This is a genomic window from Citrobacter sp. C348 (assembly GCF_047467975.1).
Taxonomy (GTDB): Bacteria; Pseudomonadota; Gammaproteobacteria; order Enterobacterales; family Enterobacteriaceae; genus Citrobacter; species Citrobacter gillenii.
In genome coordinates this window covers 412,456-427,933 of record NZ_JASJUJ010000002.1, presented here as the reverse complement: position 1 = coordinate 427,933, position 15,478 = coordinate 412,456, and the positions used below count along the sequence as shown (strand labels likewise).

At 50.8% G+C, this 15,478-nt stretch carries 11 protein-coding genes; 3 read left to right on the top strand and 8 right to left on the bottom strand.

The features are described from left to right. Positions 1-14: 14 nt before the first annotated feature. From QNN86_RS06015 to QNN86_RS05980, 8 genes are all read right to left on the bottom strand, one after another. A complete protein-coding gene (locus QNN86_RS06015) occupies positions 15-2,279 on the bottom strand; it encodes a ComEC family protein (protein WP_279277054.1) in 2,265 nt (754 codons plus the stop codon). A gap of 206 nt (positions 2,280-2,485) precedes the next feature. Next, complete coding sequence (gene ihfB / locus QNN86_RS06010) at positions 2,486-2,770, bottom strand: integration host factor subunit beta (RefSeq protein WP_003035780.1); 285 nt, start codon at positions 2,768-2,770, stop codon at positions 2,486-2,488. A 283-nt stretch (positions 2,771-3,053) separates the two neighbouring features. Beyond that, positions 3,054-4,727, bottom strand: coding sequence for a 30S ribosomal protein S1 (gene rpsA / locus QNN86_RS06005; protein ID WP_045441262.1), 1,674 nt, complete (start codon positions 4,725-4,727; stop codon positions 3,054-3,056). Positions 4,728-4,840: 113 nt separating this feature from the next. After that, positions 4,841-5,524: a (d)CMP kinase gene (gene cmk / locus QNN86_RS06000; protein ID WP_045441261.1), complete on the bottom strand. Its 684-nt coding sequence runs from the start codon at positions 5,522-5,524 to the stop codon at positions 4,841-4,843. A 171-nt stretch (positions 5,525-5,695) separates the two neighbouring features. Continuing rightward, positions 5,696-6,457: a M48 family metalloprotease gene (locus QNN86_RS05995; RefSeq protein WP_182270102.1), complete on the bottom strand. Its 762-nt coding sequence runs from the start codon at positions 6,455-6,457 to the stop codon at positions 5,696-5,698. A gap of 140 nt (positions 6,458-6,597) precedes the next feature. After that, positions 6,598-7,881, bottom strand: a complete 1,284-nt coding sequence (gene aroA / locus QNN86_RS05990) for a 3-phosphoshikimate 1-carboxyvinyltransferase (protein WP_146717105.1) — start codon at positions 7,879-7,881, stop codon at positions 6,598-6,600. Positions 7,882-7,951: 70 nt separating this feature from the next. Beyond that, entirely contained in the window at positions 7,952-9,040 is a 1,089-nt protein-coding gene (gene serC, locus QNN86_RS05985) for a 3-phosphoserine/phosphohydroxythreonine transaminase (RefSeq protein ID WP_096757681.1), read from the bottom strand. Positions 9,041-9,254: 214 nt separating this feature from the next. After that, positions 9,255-9,947, bottom strand: coding sequence for a DUF421 domain-containing protein (locus tag QNN86_RS05980; RefSeq protein WP_117341710.1), 693 nt, complete (start codon positions 9,945-9,947; stop codon positions 9,255-9,257). A 135-nt stretch (positions 9,948-10,082) separates the two neighbouring features. Here QNN86_RS05980 and ycaO point away from each other — a divergent pair, with 135 nt between their 5' ends. The 3 genes from ycaO (at position 10,083) to pflB (ending at position 15,448) form a co-directional block, all read left to right on the top strand. Next, positions 10,083-11,843: a 30S ribosomal protein S12 methylthiotransferase accessory factor YcaO gene (gene ycaO / locus QNN86_RS05975; protein WP_096757683.1), complete on the top strand. Its 1,761-nt coding sequence runs from the start codon at positions 10,083-10,085 to the stop codon at positions 11,841-11,843. 405 nt (positions 11,844-12,248) lie between these two features. Further along, a complete protein-coding gene (gene focA, locus QNN86_RS05970) occupies positions 12,249-13,106 on the top strand; it encodes a formate transporter FocA (protein ID WP_181619008.1) in 858 nt (285 codons plus the stop codon). Between the two features lie 59 nt (positions 13,107-13,165). After that, the gene (pflB, locus tag QNN86_RS05965; RefSeq protein ID WP_181619007.1) at positions 13,166-15,448 is read left to right on the top strand and encodes a formate C-acetyltransferase; all 2,283 of its coding nucleotides are present in this window, start codon (positions 13,166-13,168) and stop codon (positions 15,446-15,448) included. The last annotated feature ends 30 nt before the right edge of the window (positions 15,449-15,478 follow it).

Sequence of the window (15,478 nt, the reverse complement as noted above, 5' to 3'; positions counted from 1 at the left end):
AATAGCCGCATATTCTACCCGTTATCCTCCGGCACGCCAAACCACTGATGATACCAACGAGGTAAAATCTGATCCCGCAAACTGCGTATCCGCCAATTTTCCGGGAAAAAGTCCAGCGTAACCTGCCCCTGATGAGGCGTATCCAGCCATTGGTAACCCTGCTGCTGATAGCGTTGCTTCACTTTCCAGGAAGGCAAACGCCAGGCGTTATAGCGTGAAGCTGAGGCTAACGCCACCTGCCCAGCAACCCGCTGAACAAACGCTAATGACGATGAAGTGTTGCTGCCATGATGCGGTACTTGAATAAAAGTGGACTGCAGATGCTGCCAGTAATGACTTAGCATTTTTTGTTCTGCAGGAGATTCAATATCACCGGTCAGCAGAAAACTGCGCTTGCCGTCGTCAACTCTCACCACACAGGAATGGTTATTCCCCCGATCGTTAGTCCCACGGAGCGGCCAGTGAGCACTGAACGTTAATCCCTGCCATTGCCAGCTCTCGCCGCGAAAACAGGGTAAATGGCCTTTCCATCCTAGCGGGCTTCTCACCCACATTGCTGGCCAGGTTTTCAGTAACGAGTCCATTCCCCCCCGGTGGTCCAGATGTTCATGGCTCAATACGATCCCTTCGGGCGTCAGGTTGTGCCAGCGTAACCAGGGGATAATCAACTGCTGTGCGCTATCACCCCCAGGCCATGCCAGCCCGGTATCGTAGAGGATCGCTTTACCATTACGGGCGATGACTATTGCCAGTCCTTGCCCAACATCCAGCATATACACCTGCCACACTTGCGTTCGCGCAGGTCGCCAGAATGGCAAACTCAACAAAAGCACTGCCGAAATGCAGACCACCGGTAAGGTACGCCATGCATTCAGTCGCCATGCAACGAGCATCGCCCAGGGCGATAACGAAAGCCATTGCCAGCGTTGGTCAATGTTGATCCAACCGTTTGGCAGACTATTGAGCGCCCAGAATAAGAGTGCCAGCGATCGATCGGCCAGATACCAGCACCCGGTCTCGACAACCAGCGGCCCGGTTAAGTGCACGATCATACCCGCGAGTATCAGCGGGACAGAAACAAACGTGACCAACGGTACAGCAAACAAATTGGCCAGAAATGAGGTCAGGCTGATACCGTGAAACAGGGCGATTTGCACTGGCAAAAGCAGGAGCGTGATACCTAACTGGAGATGCGCCAGCTCGAGAAATACGCGTCCCGCACGGGAGAGTGACCATTCGGGCAGTGGAAACCATTGATACCAGAATATCAGTGCAGCAACGGCAAACGCGGACAACCACAGGCTTTGTGAGAGAACAGCAACGGGATCAACCATCACAATTGCGGCCAGACAGCATGTCCAGACAGCCCACCCACTCCACTGCCGCCCGCTCAGTTTAAGCGCCCCCCAGACAATCAATGCAACCACGGTGCGTAATGCGGGAGGCTGTAGCCCTGTTAACCATGCATAAAACGTCGCACAAGCAATTCCGCCCACCAGCGGAACCTGCCAGGCGATCCAGCGGGTTGGCATAAAAAATTGCCCACCGCGAATTAGCCCGGCAGCTAAAAGCGCGGCAAAGGCAATATGTAGCCCGGAAATAGCCATCAAATGCGCCGTTCCGGTGTCGCGCATAATGGTTTTCACCTCTTGCGAAACAGAGAGTCGCTCCCCCATTCCCAGGCCCAGTATCACCTGCTGCCAGGGATAAACGGATAACGTTGTATTCAACGAAGAGAGATAACGGGCACGCAGGCTACACTGTGGCGAAATGACACTTGCCTGCAGGAAACGTCCCGTCAGCGGTTGATGCTGTGCTAACGCATAGCGCTGGCTATCAAATCCCCCTTCATTTAATTGGCCGTGTACCGCGCGAACCTTAAGCGTCATCGCCCATTTCTGACCCGCACAAACCTCACCAGGTAAGTATTGTCCATACAGTACGATCCCCTGCGCCGGAAATATTCGCCTCCCCTGCAGGTGGGTAATCTGTCCATAGTGCGTGGTCATATGGTCAGTGCCGGTTATCTGTACTATGGCCTGCTGAGTGTTAGCGGGGAGCATATTCCCCGCCCAGATAGCGTCTTTCGCCGCCAGTATTCCCCAGAGAAAGAACAACAGCGTTAACCCGGCATAATGCAGATACTTGTGCGGAATAAGACAGAGCACACACGCCAGGCAAAACAGGCCGCTGATGCACAGCATTTCGGGCAGTGAGGGTAATACCGTAAGCGGGAGAATACCGCACAATGCACACGAACTGACCGTTGTTATTTTCACAAAACACCTCCCTGTTACAGGAAGTGTGCAGGACAACGCAGCGGTTGTCTGGCAGCAATTTTTCGTTTTCCGGCGTGTGTTCTGCTGTTATTACGCGAAGGATGTAATGTGCAATTTAACTGAGAGGCGGGTTCCAATATGGGCAAGCAGAAATGAAAAAAGCACCCCTACAGGTGCTTTTCTCGACGTTAAGTTTTGTGAAAAACTTAGCCATAAATATTGGCGCGATCGCGCAGCTCTTTACCCGGTTTAAAGTGCGGAACATATTTTCCTTCCAGATCCACTTTATCGCCAGTCTTCGGATTACGTCCGGTACGTGGTGCGCGGTAATGCAGAGAAAAACTACCGAAACCGCGGATTTCAATACGCTCGCCCTGCGCCAGAGTCGAGGCCATATGTTCCAGCATCTCTTTTACCGCATCTTCAACCGCTTTCGCGGGAATGTGAGGCTGCTGGGTTGCAAGTCTTTCGATCAATTCTGACTTGGTCATGATTCCTCCGGTTCCTTAAAGGCAAAATTAGCTGCTGCATTGATTAAGGGCGGCCGTAGCCGCCCTTTGTCATTGATTACAGGACGAATCCTGTAATCTGTCAAGCTACTCGTCATCCTTTGTGCTGTTAACAGCACAAAGGATTATACCCGCCATACTTCAAGTTGCATGTGCGTTGGCTACGCTCGTTCACCCCAATCACTTACTGAAGTAAGCTCCTGGGGATTCGCTCCCTTGCCGCCTTCCTGCAACTCGAATTATTTAGGGTATAGAGTACTCGATATTACTCGCCTTTAGCTGCTTTGAAAGCTTCAGCCATTGCGTTGTTAGAGAAGTTTGCATCTTCCTGTTTGTTAACAGTTGCGATTGCATCTTTCTCATCAGCTTCGTCTTTAGCACGAACAGACAGGCTGATTGCACGGTTCTTACGATCAACGCCGGTGAATTTAGCTTCAACGTCGTCGCCTACGCTCAGAACCAGAGTTGCATCTTCAACGCGGTCACGTGAAGCTTCAGAAGCGCGCAGGTAACCTTCAACGCCGTCAGCCAGTTCTACGGTTGCGCCTTTAGCGTCAACTGCAGTCACTTTACCGTTTACGATTGCGCCTTTCTTGTTCAGTGCAACCCAGTTGTTGAACGGATCTTCTGCGAGCTGTTTAACGCCCAGAGAGATACGCTCACGTTCTGCGTCAACCTGCAGAACAACTGCTGCGATTTCGTCGCCTTTTTTGTATTCACGAACTGCTTCTTCGCCTGCAACGTTCCAGGAGATGTCAGACAGGTGAACCAGGCCGTCGATGCCGCCGTCCAGGCCGATGAAGATACCGAAGTCAGTGATAGACTTGATTTTACCTTCAACACGGTCGCCCTTGTTGTGGGTTTCCGCGAACTGCTGCCATGGGTTGTTTTTGCACTGCTTCAGACCCAGGGAGATACGACGACGTTCTTCGTCGATATCCAGAACCATAACTTCCACTACGTCGCCAACGTTAACAACTTTGGACGGGTGGATGTTTTTGTTGGTCCAATCCATTTCGGAAACGTGAACCAGGCCTTCAACGCCTTCTTCGATTTCAACGAAGCAGCCGTAGTCGGTCAGGTTGGTCACGCGACCAGTCAGTTTGGTACCTTCCGGATAACGCTTAGCGATAGCTACCCATGGATCTTCGCCCAGCTGTTTCAGGCCCAGAGATACACGAGTACGCTCGCGGTCGAACTTCAGCACTTTAACAGTGATTTCGTCGCCAACGTTTACGATTTCGCTCGGATGCTTAACGCGTTTCCATGCCATGTCGGTGATGTGCAGCAGGCCGTCAACGCCACCCAGATCAACGAATGCACCGTAGTCAGTGAGGTTCTTAACGATACCTTTAACTTCCATGCCTTCCTGCAGGTTTTCCAGCAGCTGATCGCGTTCTGCGCTGTTTTCGGATTCGATAACGGCACGACGGGAAACAACGACGTTGTTACGTTTCTGATCCAGCTTGATTACTTTGAATTCAAGCTCTTTGCCTTCCAGGTGCAGCGTGTCGCGGACCGGACGAACGTCTACCAGGGAACCCGGCAGGAACGCGCGAATACCATTCAGCTCAACAGTGAAGCCACCCTTGACTTTGCCATTGATAACACCAGTAACGGTCGCAGCTTCTTCGTAAGCTTTTTCCAGCGTGATCCAAGCTTCGTGACGTTTAGCTTTTTCACGGGACAGCAGAGTTTCACCGAAGCCGTCTTCTACTGCATCCAGAGCAACGTCAACTTCGTCACCAACCTGGATTTCCAGCTCGCCCTGGGCGTTTTTGAACTGCTCTGCCGGAATGGCAGACTCAGATTTCAGACCGGCGTCAACCAGTACGATATCTTTGTCGATAGCAACAACAACACCACGAACGATGGAACCCGGACGGGTTTCGATTTCTTTTAAGGATTCTTCAAACAGTTGAGCAAAAGATTCAGTCATGTTTAATCTTCAGGTTTCATATTTAACGTCCACCTGGCTCCATGCCGGATGGGGTTGTTTAACATACCCGCTGTCAATCCATTGCAACGGGGGTACTGCAAATTCGGTCGCGCTTAAGCGAGTGCCAGTTTTTGGCGCGCGTATTGTAACGCTTTTTCAATCACTTGCTCAATGCTTAATCGGGTTGAATCCAAAACTAAGGCATCAGCAGCAGGAACTAACGGCGCTACCGCACGGTTTCGATCGCGGTCGTCGCGTTCTTCGATCTCGGCCAAAAGGCGTTCAAAGTTAACACTAAAGCCCTTCTCCTGCAACTGTAGCATACGTCGATGCGCACGTTCTTGCGAGGAAGCGTCCAGAAAAATTTTAACCGGCGCGTCCGGGAAGACTACCGTCCCCATATCGCGTCCGTCGGCGATTAACCCCGGAGCTTCACGGAAGGCGCGTTGGCGACGTAACAGCGCTTCGCGCACACGGGGAAACGCAGCAACCTGAGAGGCGGCGTTTGCCACTTCCTGAGTGCGGATTTCACCACTAACATCTTCACCTTCCAGGATAACTTCCAGATTGCCGTCTGTTGAGATAAAACGCACATCCAGATGTGACGCCAGCGGGACCAGCGCATCTTCAGAGGCGACATCAACATGGTGATGTAACGCCGCAAGCGCCAGTACACGATAAATCGCGCCAGAATCTAACAGATGCCACTGCAATGCTTCCGCCATTGCTTTGCACAAGGTGCCTTTACCTGCACCGCTTGGGCCATCAATGGTAATAACCGGGGCAATTGCCGTCATCTTTTTCTCCTTAAACAGGCATACGTTAACGTAAACGCCGCGCATTATACGCGCCAACGCTAATAATCGTTAACACAGAGTGTAAAAACCCGATTAGTCTGTAACGATATGAGGAAGAATTGCGCAATTATAGCGGGCTGGCGGGAAACCAGCCCGGAAGATGACACTGATTTACTTTTTATCTGCGGCAATACGTTCGCGCATATGCTCAGCACGGTCGGCAGAAGCCGGATGGGAATCCATCAATGATTTGGCATGTCCGGCATCCATGGTGGCGAATTTATCAAACGCAGTCACCAAACCCTGCGTATTGATGCCACGTTTTTTCAGGAGATCGTAAGAGAAATCATCAGAATCAGACTCCTGGCTGCGGGAGAACGATGAATTGATGACGCCTTCCGCCAGATCGCCTAACTGAGACTGTGAAAGCTGAGAAGCGACGCCGCTGGTCGCAGAAATAGCATCACGCGCGGCCAGAGTGGCATACGCGGTCTGCATTGCTTTACGTGAGTGTCCTAAAGAAACATGGCCCAATTCATGACCCAGCACGCCTTCAATTTCATTGTCGGTCATCAGGTCCATCAAGCCCGAATAAACACGTACGCATCCATTCGCCATTGCCCAGGCATTGATATCGCTGGTCATATAAACTTTATAATTTACCGGCGTGCCATCAATACTATTACCCAACGCTTTGGCAATTTTGTTCAGACGCTTGGTGTATTTACTTTTAGAGGTTGCCAGCTGGTTCTCGCTATCCATTTGCTTACATGATTTATCAGACAGCGCTTTGACATCCGCATCGTTAAGCGTCGCGGCTTTATAAGCAGACATACCCGAACTGGCAACAAGATCGCCATTGATCCCATTTTTACAGCCAGCCAGCAGCGTGGCGGAAACCGCCAGCGCCAGGAACAGTGATTTATTCTTCATGCTAATCTTCCGTTGATATTTATAATAAAAACAAATAAATAAAATAGAACATCAACACGTTAGCATTAGTGGTAAGCGTAAAAACAGTACGATTACGGACCATACTTGCGCCAGCCAGATGACTGGCGCAAGTATGAGGGCTAGGCAGGGGTACTAATACGCGCCAGCTGTTCGAAATAATCCGGGAAGGTTTTGGCCGTGCATTTAGGGTCCAGAATAGTGACTGGCGTGTCAGACAGCGCCACCAGCGAGAAACACATCGCCATGCGGTGATCGTTATAGGTCGCAATGTCGGCAAATGTTAACGTAGCGGGTGGCGTGATACGGATAAAATCATGACCCTCTTCCACTTCCGCGCCCACTTTACGCAGCTCCGTCGCCATCGCAAACAAACGGTCGGTCTCTTTGACCCGCCAGTTGTAGATGTTGCGAAGAATCGTGGTGCCTTTCGCAAACAGCGCCGCGGTAGCAATCGTCATCGCCGCATCCGGAATGTGGTTCATATCCATATCAATGGCGTGTAATTCCCCGTGCGTACAGGCAATGAAGTCATCTCCCCACGTCACGGTGGCACCCATTTTTTCCAGCACATCAGCAAAGCGAATATCGCCCTGCATACTGTTGCGGCCAATCCCGGTGACTTTTACCGTACCGCCTTTAATCGCTCCGGCTGCAAGGAAATACGAGGCCGATGACGCATCCCCTTCCACCAGGTATGCGCCAGGGGACTGGTACTGCTGTCCACCTTTGACAACAAAATGTTGGTAGTTCTGGTTCTCAATCTCAACGCCAAAGGTTTTCATCAGGTTTAGCGTAATATCGATGTAAGGTTTTGATACCAGCTCGCCTTTAATTGCGATCGTCGTATCCTGCGGCGCCAGCGGCGCGGTCATCAGCAACGCGGTGAGGAACTGGCTGGACACGCTGCCGTCCACGTCAACCTGGCCACCGATAAAACCACCGCGCAGTCGTAAAGGCGGATAGTTTTCCTGCTCCAGGTAATCTATGTTTGCGCCCCCCTGGCGTAGCGCATCGACCAGATGGCCAATCGGGCGCTCTTTCATACGCGGTTCACCCGTCAGCACAATATCGTTGTGCCCCAGACACAGCGCAGCCGCCAGCGGACGCATCGCGGTGCCGGCGTTGCCAAGAAACAGTTCGACTGCACCTTCGGCCTGTAACGCGCCGCCGTTACCGATAATTTCGCAGCGGGTACGATCGGCGGAAAGGGTATAGCTAATCCCTAACGCATTCAGCGCGTTAAGCATATGGCGGACATCATCACTGTCCAGCAGGTTGGTCAGGACAGTGGTGCCATTTGCTAATGCAGCCAGCAGCAAAGCGCGGTTAGAAACACTTTTAGAACCAGGCAGATTGATGGTGCCATCTACCCGCGCAATGGGTTGTAACGTCAGGGATTCCATGAAACTTAACTCTCAAAAACAGATATAAAAACCCCACAGGCTGGCTGTGGGGATGAAAAATAACAGCAGATTAGCCGCGACGACGCTCGAAATCGATCATGAAATCGGTCAACGCTTTCACGCCTTCAAGCGGCATTGCATTGTAGATAGACGCGCGCATCCCACCGACCACACGATGCCCTTTCAGCGCATGCAGACCAGCAGCAAAAGACTCTTCCAGGAACAGTTTATCCAGTGAGCTGTCAGCCAACTGGAAAGGAACGTTCATGCGCGAGCGGTTAGACTTCGCAACATCGTTACGATAGAAGTCACTGTTATCAATGACGCCGTACAACAGTTCCGCTTTTTGCTGGTTAATTTTGTCCATTGCGCTGACGCCGCCTTGTGCTTTCAGCCACTTAAAGACCAGACCAGAGAGGTACCAGGCAAATGTCGGCGGCGTGTTAAACATCGAGTCATTGTCGTTCAGGACGGTGTAATCGAGGATCGACGGGCAGGACACGTGCGCTTTGCCGAGTAAATCTTCACGTACGATGACGATCGTCAGACCCGCTGGGCCGATGTTTTTCTGCGCGCCGGCGTAGATTACGCCATAGCGGCTAACATCAAGCGGCCCAGACAAGATGGTGGAAGACAGGTCAGCGGTCACCACAACGTTACTGGCAAAATTCGGCGTCTCATCGATTGCAATACCATCAATGGTTTCGTTCGGGCAATAGTGCAGATAAGCCGCATTGTCAGAAAGCTGCCATTCACTCATTGGCGTGACCGCCCGCAGGCCGTCAACGGTGACTTTGGCATCAATCACGTTTGGTGTGCAGTATTTCTTCGCTTCTTTAATGGCGCTGGCTGCCCAATAACCGGCATCGACGTAATCTGCCGTGGTCTTATCGCCTAAAATATTGAGCGGGATCCCAGCGAACTGACCGCGACCACCGCCATGGCAGAACAACACTTTGTAGTTGGAGGGAATGCTGAGGAGATCGCGAAAATCCTGCTCTGCTTCCTCTGCGACCTGGATAAACTCTTTACCACGGTGGCTAATTTCCATCACCGACGTGCCAAGACCATTCCAGTCGCGGAGATCCTGTTGAGCCAGTTTAAGTACGTCCGCCGGTAGCATTGCCGGACCTGAACTAAAATTGAAGACCTGAGTCATTTCCCCTCACCACGTTGTGTTGTTATCCGGTCAACATCCTGTCGTTGGCAATAATTCCTGTGACAGACATTGGGTATATGTTTTTCCTGTGGATATCGGTTTTATCATTCAGCGACACGCGCCGCAATGGGTAATACGGGTCAGGGGAAAAATGTGTCATTCGTCACACAACAGAATCTATCGGATTGACGGCTCAAAACCGATATTTTCGCTGTCAGGTGACCCGTTTTGCCCGACTGGCCTTCGTCCATTCTGGATTTGCACAGCGCGGACATAATTGATGATCCCCAGCGCGCATGTGAATAACCTCACTACAGCGTACGCAGGCATAATCCCCTGCCGCCGGTACCACCTTAAAGCGTTGCGTACAGTGTTTAGGCAGAATGCTGAGACCGGGTTTGACGTCTTCATCGGCAAAGAAATAGACGCTGATTTGCCCATTTGTCTCCAGAATAGCGAGCTTCACCTGCCCTAATTGCTCCACACCGTTCAACCGCAATTCCATAAAAAACTCGAATTCCGTCATATTGGCGTTATTGAGCTTCGACCATGACAGTTCGCCGTCTTCGATGATCACCAGCGGTTTACCCTCCAGCAGATCCTCCAGCTTTTCACTGTGTGCCATCAGCCACATCACTAAGCGATACAGCAGCGCCAGGGTAATGAATACCACCAGCACCGGTAGCAGCGGAACATCGTCATAAAACGCCACATCCCCCGCTGCCGACCCCAGCGTCAGGATAATCAACACTTCAAAAAGCGACATCTGGCGTACACCACGCCGCCCCGTGAGCTTTAAAAACAGAAAAACCAATATAAAGGTATACAAGCTGCGCAGCGCCACCTCACCCAGAAACTCCATGGGCACTTTATCCAGCGCCATACGGTGTAAATCGAATGCTTTCATTTTGTACTCTTAACGTGGGTTATCGTGTGAAAGCATAGTCAACGCTTTTATTTGCGTCACCGCAGTGGCGGCGATAGCGCCATTCATATAAAACCCGTATCATTGCGCGCTTTCCGTACGACAAAAGTGATTTTCATGACGCAAACATTTATTCCCGGCAAAGATGCCGCGCTGGAAGATTCCATCGCCCGCTTCCAGCAAAAATTACTCGACCTTGGTTTCCAGATTGAAGAAGCCTCATGGTTAAACCCCGTTCCTAACGTTTGGTCTGTGCATATTCGCGATAAAGAGTGCGCACTGTGTTTCACCAACGGTAAAGGCGCGACGAAAAAAGCGGCGCTGGCTTCCGCGCTGGGCGAATATTTTGAGCGTCTGTCCACCAACTACTTTTTTGCCGATTTCTGGTTGGGTGAAACTGTCGCTAACGGTCCATTCGTACATTATCCGAACGAAAAATGGTTCCCGTTAACCGAAGAGGATGACGTTCCAGAAGGTTTGTTGGATGCCCGTCTGCGCGCGTTCTACGATCCGGAAAATGAACTGACCGGCAGCATGCTGATCGACCTGCAGTCAGGCAATGAAGAACGCGGTGTTTGCGGTCTGCCGTTTACCCGCCAGTCTGATAACCAAACCGTGTACATTCCGATGAATATCATTGGCAACCTGTACGTTTCCAACGGAATGTCTGCCGGTAACACCCCAAATGAAGCACGCGTTCAGGGGCTGTCTGAAGTCTTTGAACGTTATGTGAAGAACCGCATCATCGCAGAAAGCATCAGTCTGCCGGAAATCCCAGCCGACGTGCTGGCGCGTTACCCGGCAGTGGTCGAGTCCATTGCCAAACTGGAAGCCGAAGGGTTCCCAATTTTCGCCTATGACGGCTCGCTGGGCGGCAAATACCCGGTTATCTGCGTAGTACTGTTTAACCCGGCTAACGGGACCTGCTTTGCGTCATTCGGCGCCCACCCGGACTTCGGCGTGGCACTGGAGCGTACCGTCACCGAACTGTTGCAGGGCCGCGGTCTGAAAGATCTTGATGTCTTTATGCCTCCGACCTTTGATGATGAAGAAGTGGCTGAGCATACCAACCTCGAAACCCACTTCATCGATTCCAGCGGCCTGATCTCCTGGGATTTGTTCAAGCAAGATGCCGATTATCCGTTCGTTGACTGGAATTTCTCCGGCACTACGGAAGAAGAGTTTGCCACCCTGATGGCTATCTTCAAAACCGAAGATAAAGAAGTGTATATCGCTGATTACGAGCATCTGGGCGTGTACGCCTGCCGCATCATCGTTCCGGGGATGTCCGATATCTATCCGGCTGAAGATCTGTGGTTAGCGAACAACGGTATGGGCACACATCTGCGTGAAACCATTCTTTCTCTGCCGGGTAGCGAGTGGGATAAAGAAGACTATCTCAGCCTGCTCGAACAACTGGATGAAGAAGGTTTTGACGACTTTACCCGCGTACGTGAGCTGCTGGGTCTGGCAACAGGCCCAGACAACGGCTGGTCTACGCTGCGTATTGGTGAGCTGAAAGTGATGCTGGCACTGGCCGGCGGTGACCTGGAGCAGGCACTGATTTGGACCGAATGGACAATGGAGTTTAACGCATCGGTCTTTAGCGCCGAACGCGCCAACTACTACCGTTGCCTGCAAACGCTGCTGCTGTTGTCGCAGGAAGACGATCGCCAGCCGCTGCAGTATCTGAACGCTTTTGTCCGTATGTACGGTGCCGATGCGGTTGAAGCGGCGAGTGCGGCATTAAGCGGAGAAGCGCCGTTTTATGGCCTCCAGTCCGTCGACAGCGATCTGCAGGCTTTCCCGGCGCATCAGTCTTTGCTGAAAGCCTATGAAAAACTGCAGCGCGCAAAAGCAGCATACTGGTCAAAATAATGGCAATTAGCCTGCTCTGAGTAGGCTTCAACAATTGACTACGCTATATTACGGGGCGCATTTTGTGCCCCGTTTTTTTTATTTTTGCTTAATCAAAAATAAATGTAAAAACAAGGTTAAAAATTAGTAGTTGATATTAAAAAAAATAGCTTGATAGTGTTGCATTTTATCTCAATTACTCCATTTTAATTAACCGCTCAACGGGAGGTTAAAGAAAAAAATTCAACACAGTTTGTAATTTTTAAAATTTATTTTTATTTGGATAATCAATAAGTTACGCCGTAATCGCATAAAAACCATGCGTCTTGCGGGCCTATAAGCCAGGCGAGATATGATCTATATCAAATTCTCATCTATAATGCTTTGTTAGTATCTCGTCGCCGACTTAATAAAGAGAGAGTTAGTGTGAAAGCTGACAACCCTTTTGATCTTATACTTCCTGCTGCTATGGCCAAAGTTGCCGAAGAAGCAGGCGTCTATAAAGCAACGAAACATCCGCTTAAGACGTTCTATCTGGCAATTACTGCCGGTGTGTTCATTTCAATTGCCTTTGTTTTCTATATCACCGCCACGACCGGTACCGGAACGATGCCTTTCGGCATAGCCAAGTTGATCGGTGGTATCTGTTTTTCCCTGGGACTGATTCTTTGTGTTGTCTGCGGCGCTGACCTCTTTACTTCAACCGTACTGATTGTCGTCGCTAAGGCCAGTGGACGTATTACCTGGGGCCAATTGGCAAAAAACTGGCTCAACGTTTATGTTGGCAACCTGGTGGGTTGCTTGCTCTTTGTGCTACTGATGTGGCTTTCCGGCGAATATATGACCGCTAACGGCGCATGGGGGCTAAACGTCCTGCAAACCGCCGATCACAAAGTGCATCACACCTTTGTTGAAGCCGTCAGCCTCGGTATTCTGGCAAACCTGATGGTGTGCCTGGCCGTATGGATGAGCTACTCAGGCCGTAGCCTGATGGACAAAGCGTTTATCATGGTATTGCCGGTCGCAATGTTTGTTGCCAGCGGTTTTGAGCACAGTATCGCAAACATGTTTATGATCCCTATGGGTATCGTAATACGCGATTTCGCCACACCGGAATTCTGGACCGCTGTCGGTTCTTCTCCGGAGAATTTTTCACACCTGACCGTGATGAATTTCATCACCGATAACCTGATTCCGGTTACGATCGGTAACATTATCGGCGGCGGTTTGTTAGTCGGGTTGACATACTGGGTCATTTACCTACGTGGTAACGATCATCACTAATTTGTTGATGCCCATTACACGTAGTAAATAAAAAATCCACTTAAGAAGGTAGGTGTTACATGTCCGAGCTTAATGAAAAGTTAGCCACAGCCTGGGAAGGTTTTACCAAAGGTGACTGGCAGAATGAAGTAAACGTCCGTGACTTCATTCAGAAAAACTACACTCCGTATGAGGGTGACGAGTCCTTCCTGGCTGGCGCAACTGACGCGACCACCAAGCTGTGGGACAGCGTGATGGAAGGCGTTAAACAGGAAAACCGTACTCACGCGCCTGTTGACTTTGACACCTCCGTTGCTTCTACCATCACTTCTCACGATGCTGGCTACATCAACAAGCAGCTTGAGAAAATCGTTGGTCTGCAGACTGAAGCTCCACTGAAACGTGCGATCATTCCGTTTGGCGGCATTAAAATGGTTGAAGGTTCCTGCAAAGCGTACAATCGCGAACTGGACCCGATGCTGAAAAAAATCTTCACCGAATACCGCAAAACCCACAACCAGGGTGTATTCGATGTTTATACCAAAGACATTCTGAACTGCCGTAAATCCGGTGTTCTGACTGGTCTTCCAGATGCGTATGGCCGTGGCCGTATCATCGGTGACTACCGTCGCGTTGCGCTGTACGGTATCGACTACCTGATGAAAGACAAATACGCTCAGTTCGTCTCTCTGCAGTCCGATCTGGAAAATGGCGTAAACCTGGAAGCAACTATCCGTCTGCGTGAAGAAATTGCTGAACAGCACCGCGCACTGGGTCAGATCAAAGAAATGGCCGCTAAATATGGCTGCGATATCTCTGGTCCGGCGACCAACGCTCAGGAAGCTATCCAGTGGACCTACTTCGGCTACCTGGCCGCTGTTAAGTCTCAGAACGGTGCAGCAATGTCCTTCGGTCGCGTATCCACCTTCCTGGATGCATACATCGAACGTGATATCAAAGCAGGTAAAATCACCGAGCAAGACGCTCAGGAAATGATTGACCACCTGGTGATGAAACTGCGTATGGTTCGTTTCCTGCGTACCCCTGAATATGATGAACTGTTCTCCGGTGACCCGATTTGGGCAACTGAATCTATCGGCGGTATGGGCGTTGACGGCCGTACTCTGGTTACCAAAAACAGCTTCCGCTTCCTGAACACCCTGTACACCATGGGTCCTTCTCCGGAGCCGAACATCACCGTTCTGTGGTCTGAAAAACTGCCTCTGAACTTCAAGAAATTCGCCGCTAAAGTGTCCATCGACACCTCTTCTCTGCAGTATGAGAACGATGACCTGATGCGTCCGGACTTCAACAACGACGATTACGCGATCGCTTGCTGCGTAAGCCCGATGGTTGTTGGTAAACAAATGCAGTTCTTCGGTGCGCGTGCAAACCTGGCGAAAACCATGCTGTACGCAATCAACGGCGGCGTTGATGAAAAACTGAAAATCCAGGTTGGCCCTAAATCTGAACCGATCAAAGGCGATCTGCTGAACTTCGACGAAGTGATGGATCGTATGGATCACTTCATGGACTGGCTGGCTAAACAGTACGTCACCGCGCTGAACGTCATCCACTACATGCACGACAAGTACAGCTACGAAGCCTCTCTGATGGCGCTGCACGACCGTGACGTTGTTCGCACCATGGCGTGTGGTATCGCAGGTCTGTCCGTTGCTGCTGACTCCCTGTCTGCTATCAAATATGCGAAAGTTAAACCGATTCGTGACGAAGACGGTCTGGCTATCGACTTCGCAATCGAAGGCGAATACCCGCAGTTTGGTAACAACGACTCTCGCGTTGATGACATGGCGGTTGACCTGGTAGAACGTTTCATGAAGAAAATTCAGAAACTGACTACTTACCGTAACGCTATCCCGACTCAGTCTGTTCTGACCATCACCTCTAACGTTGTGTATGGTAAGAAAACTGGTAACACCCCAGATGGTCGTCGTGCTGGCGCACCGTTCGGACCGGGTGCTAACCCAATGCACGGCCGTGACCAGAAAGGTGCTGTTGCCTCTCTGACCTCCGTTGCTAAACTGCCGTTTGCTTACGCTAAAGATGGTATCTCTTACACCTTCTCTATCGTTCCAAACGCACTGGGTAAAGACGACGAAGTTCGTAAGACCAACCTGGCAGGCCTGATGGACGGTTACTTCCATCACGAAGCGTCCATCGAAGGTGGTCAGCACCTGAACGTGAACGTCATGAACCGTGAAATGCTGCTGGACGCGATGGAACATCCTGAGAAATATCCTCAGCTGACCATCCGTGTATCAGGTTACGCAGTACGTTTTAACTCCCTGACTAAAGAACAGCAGCAGGATGTTATTACCCGTACTTTCACTCAGACCATGTAATTGGTTTTGACTGAAATCACGCGTTAAATG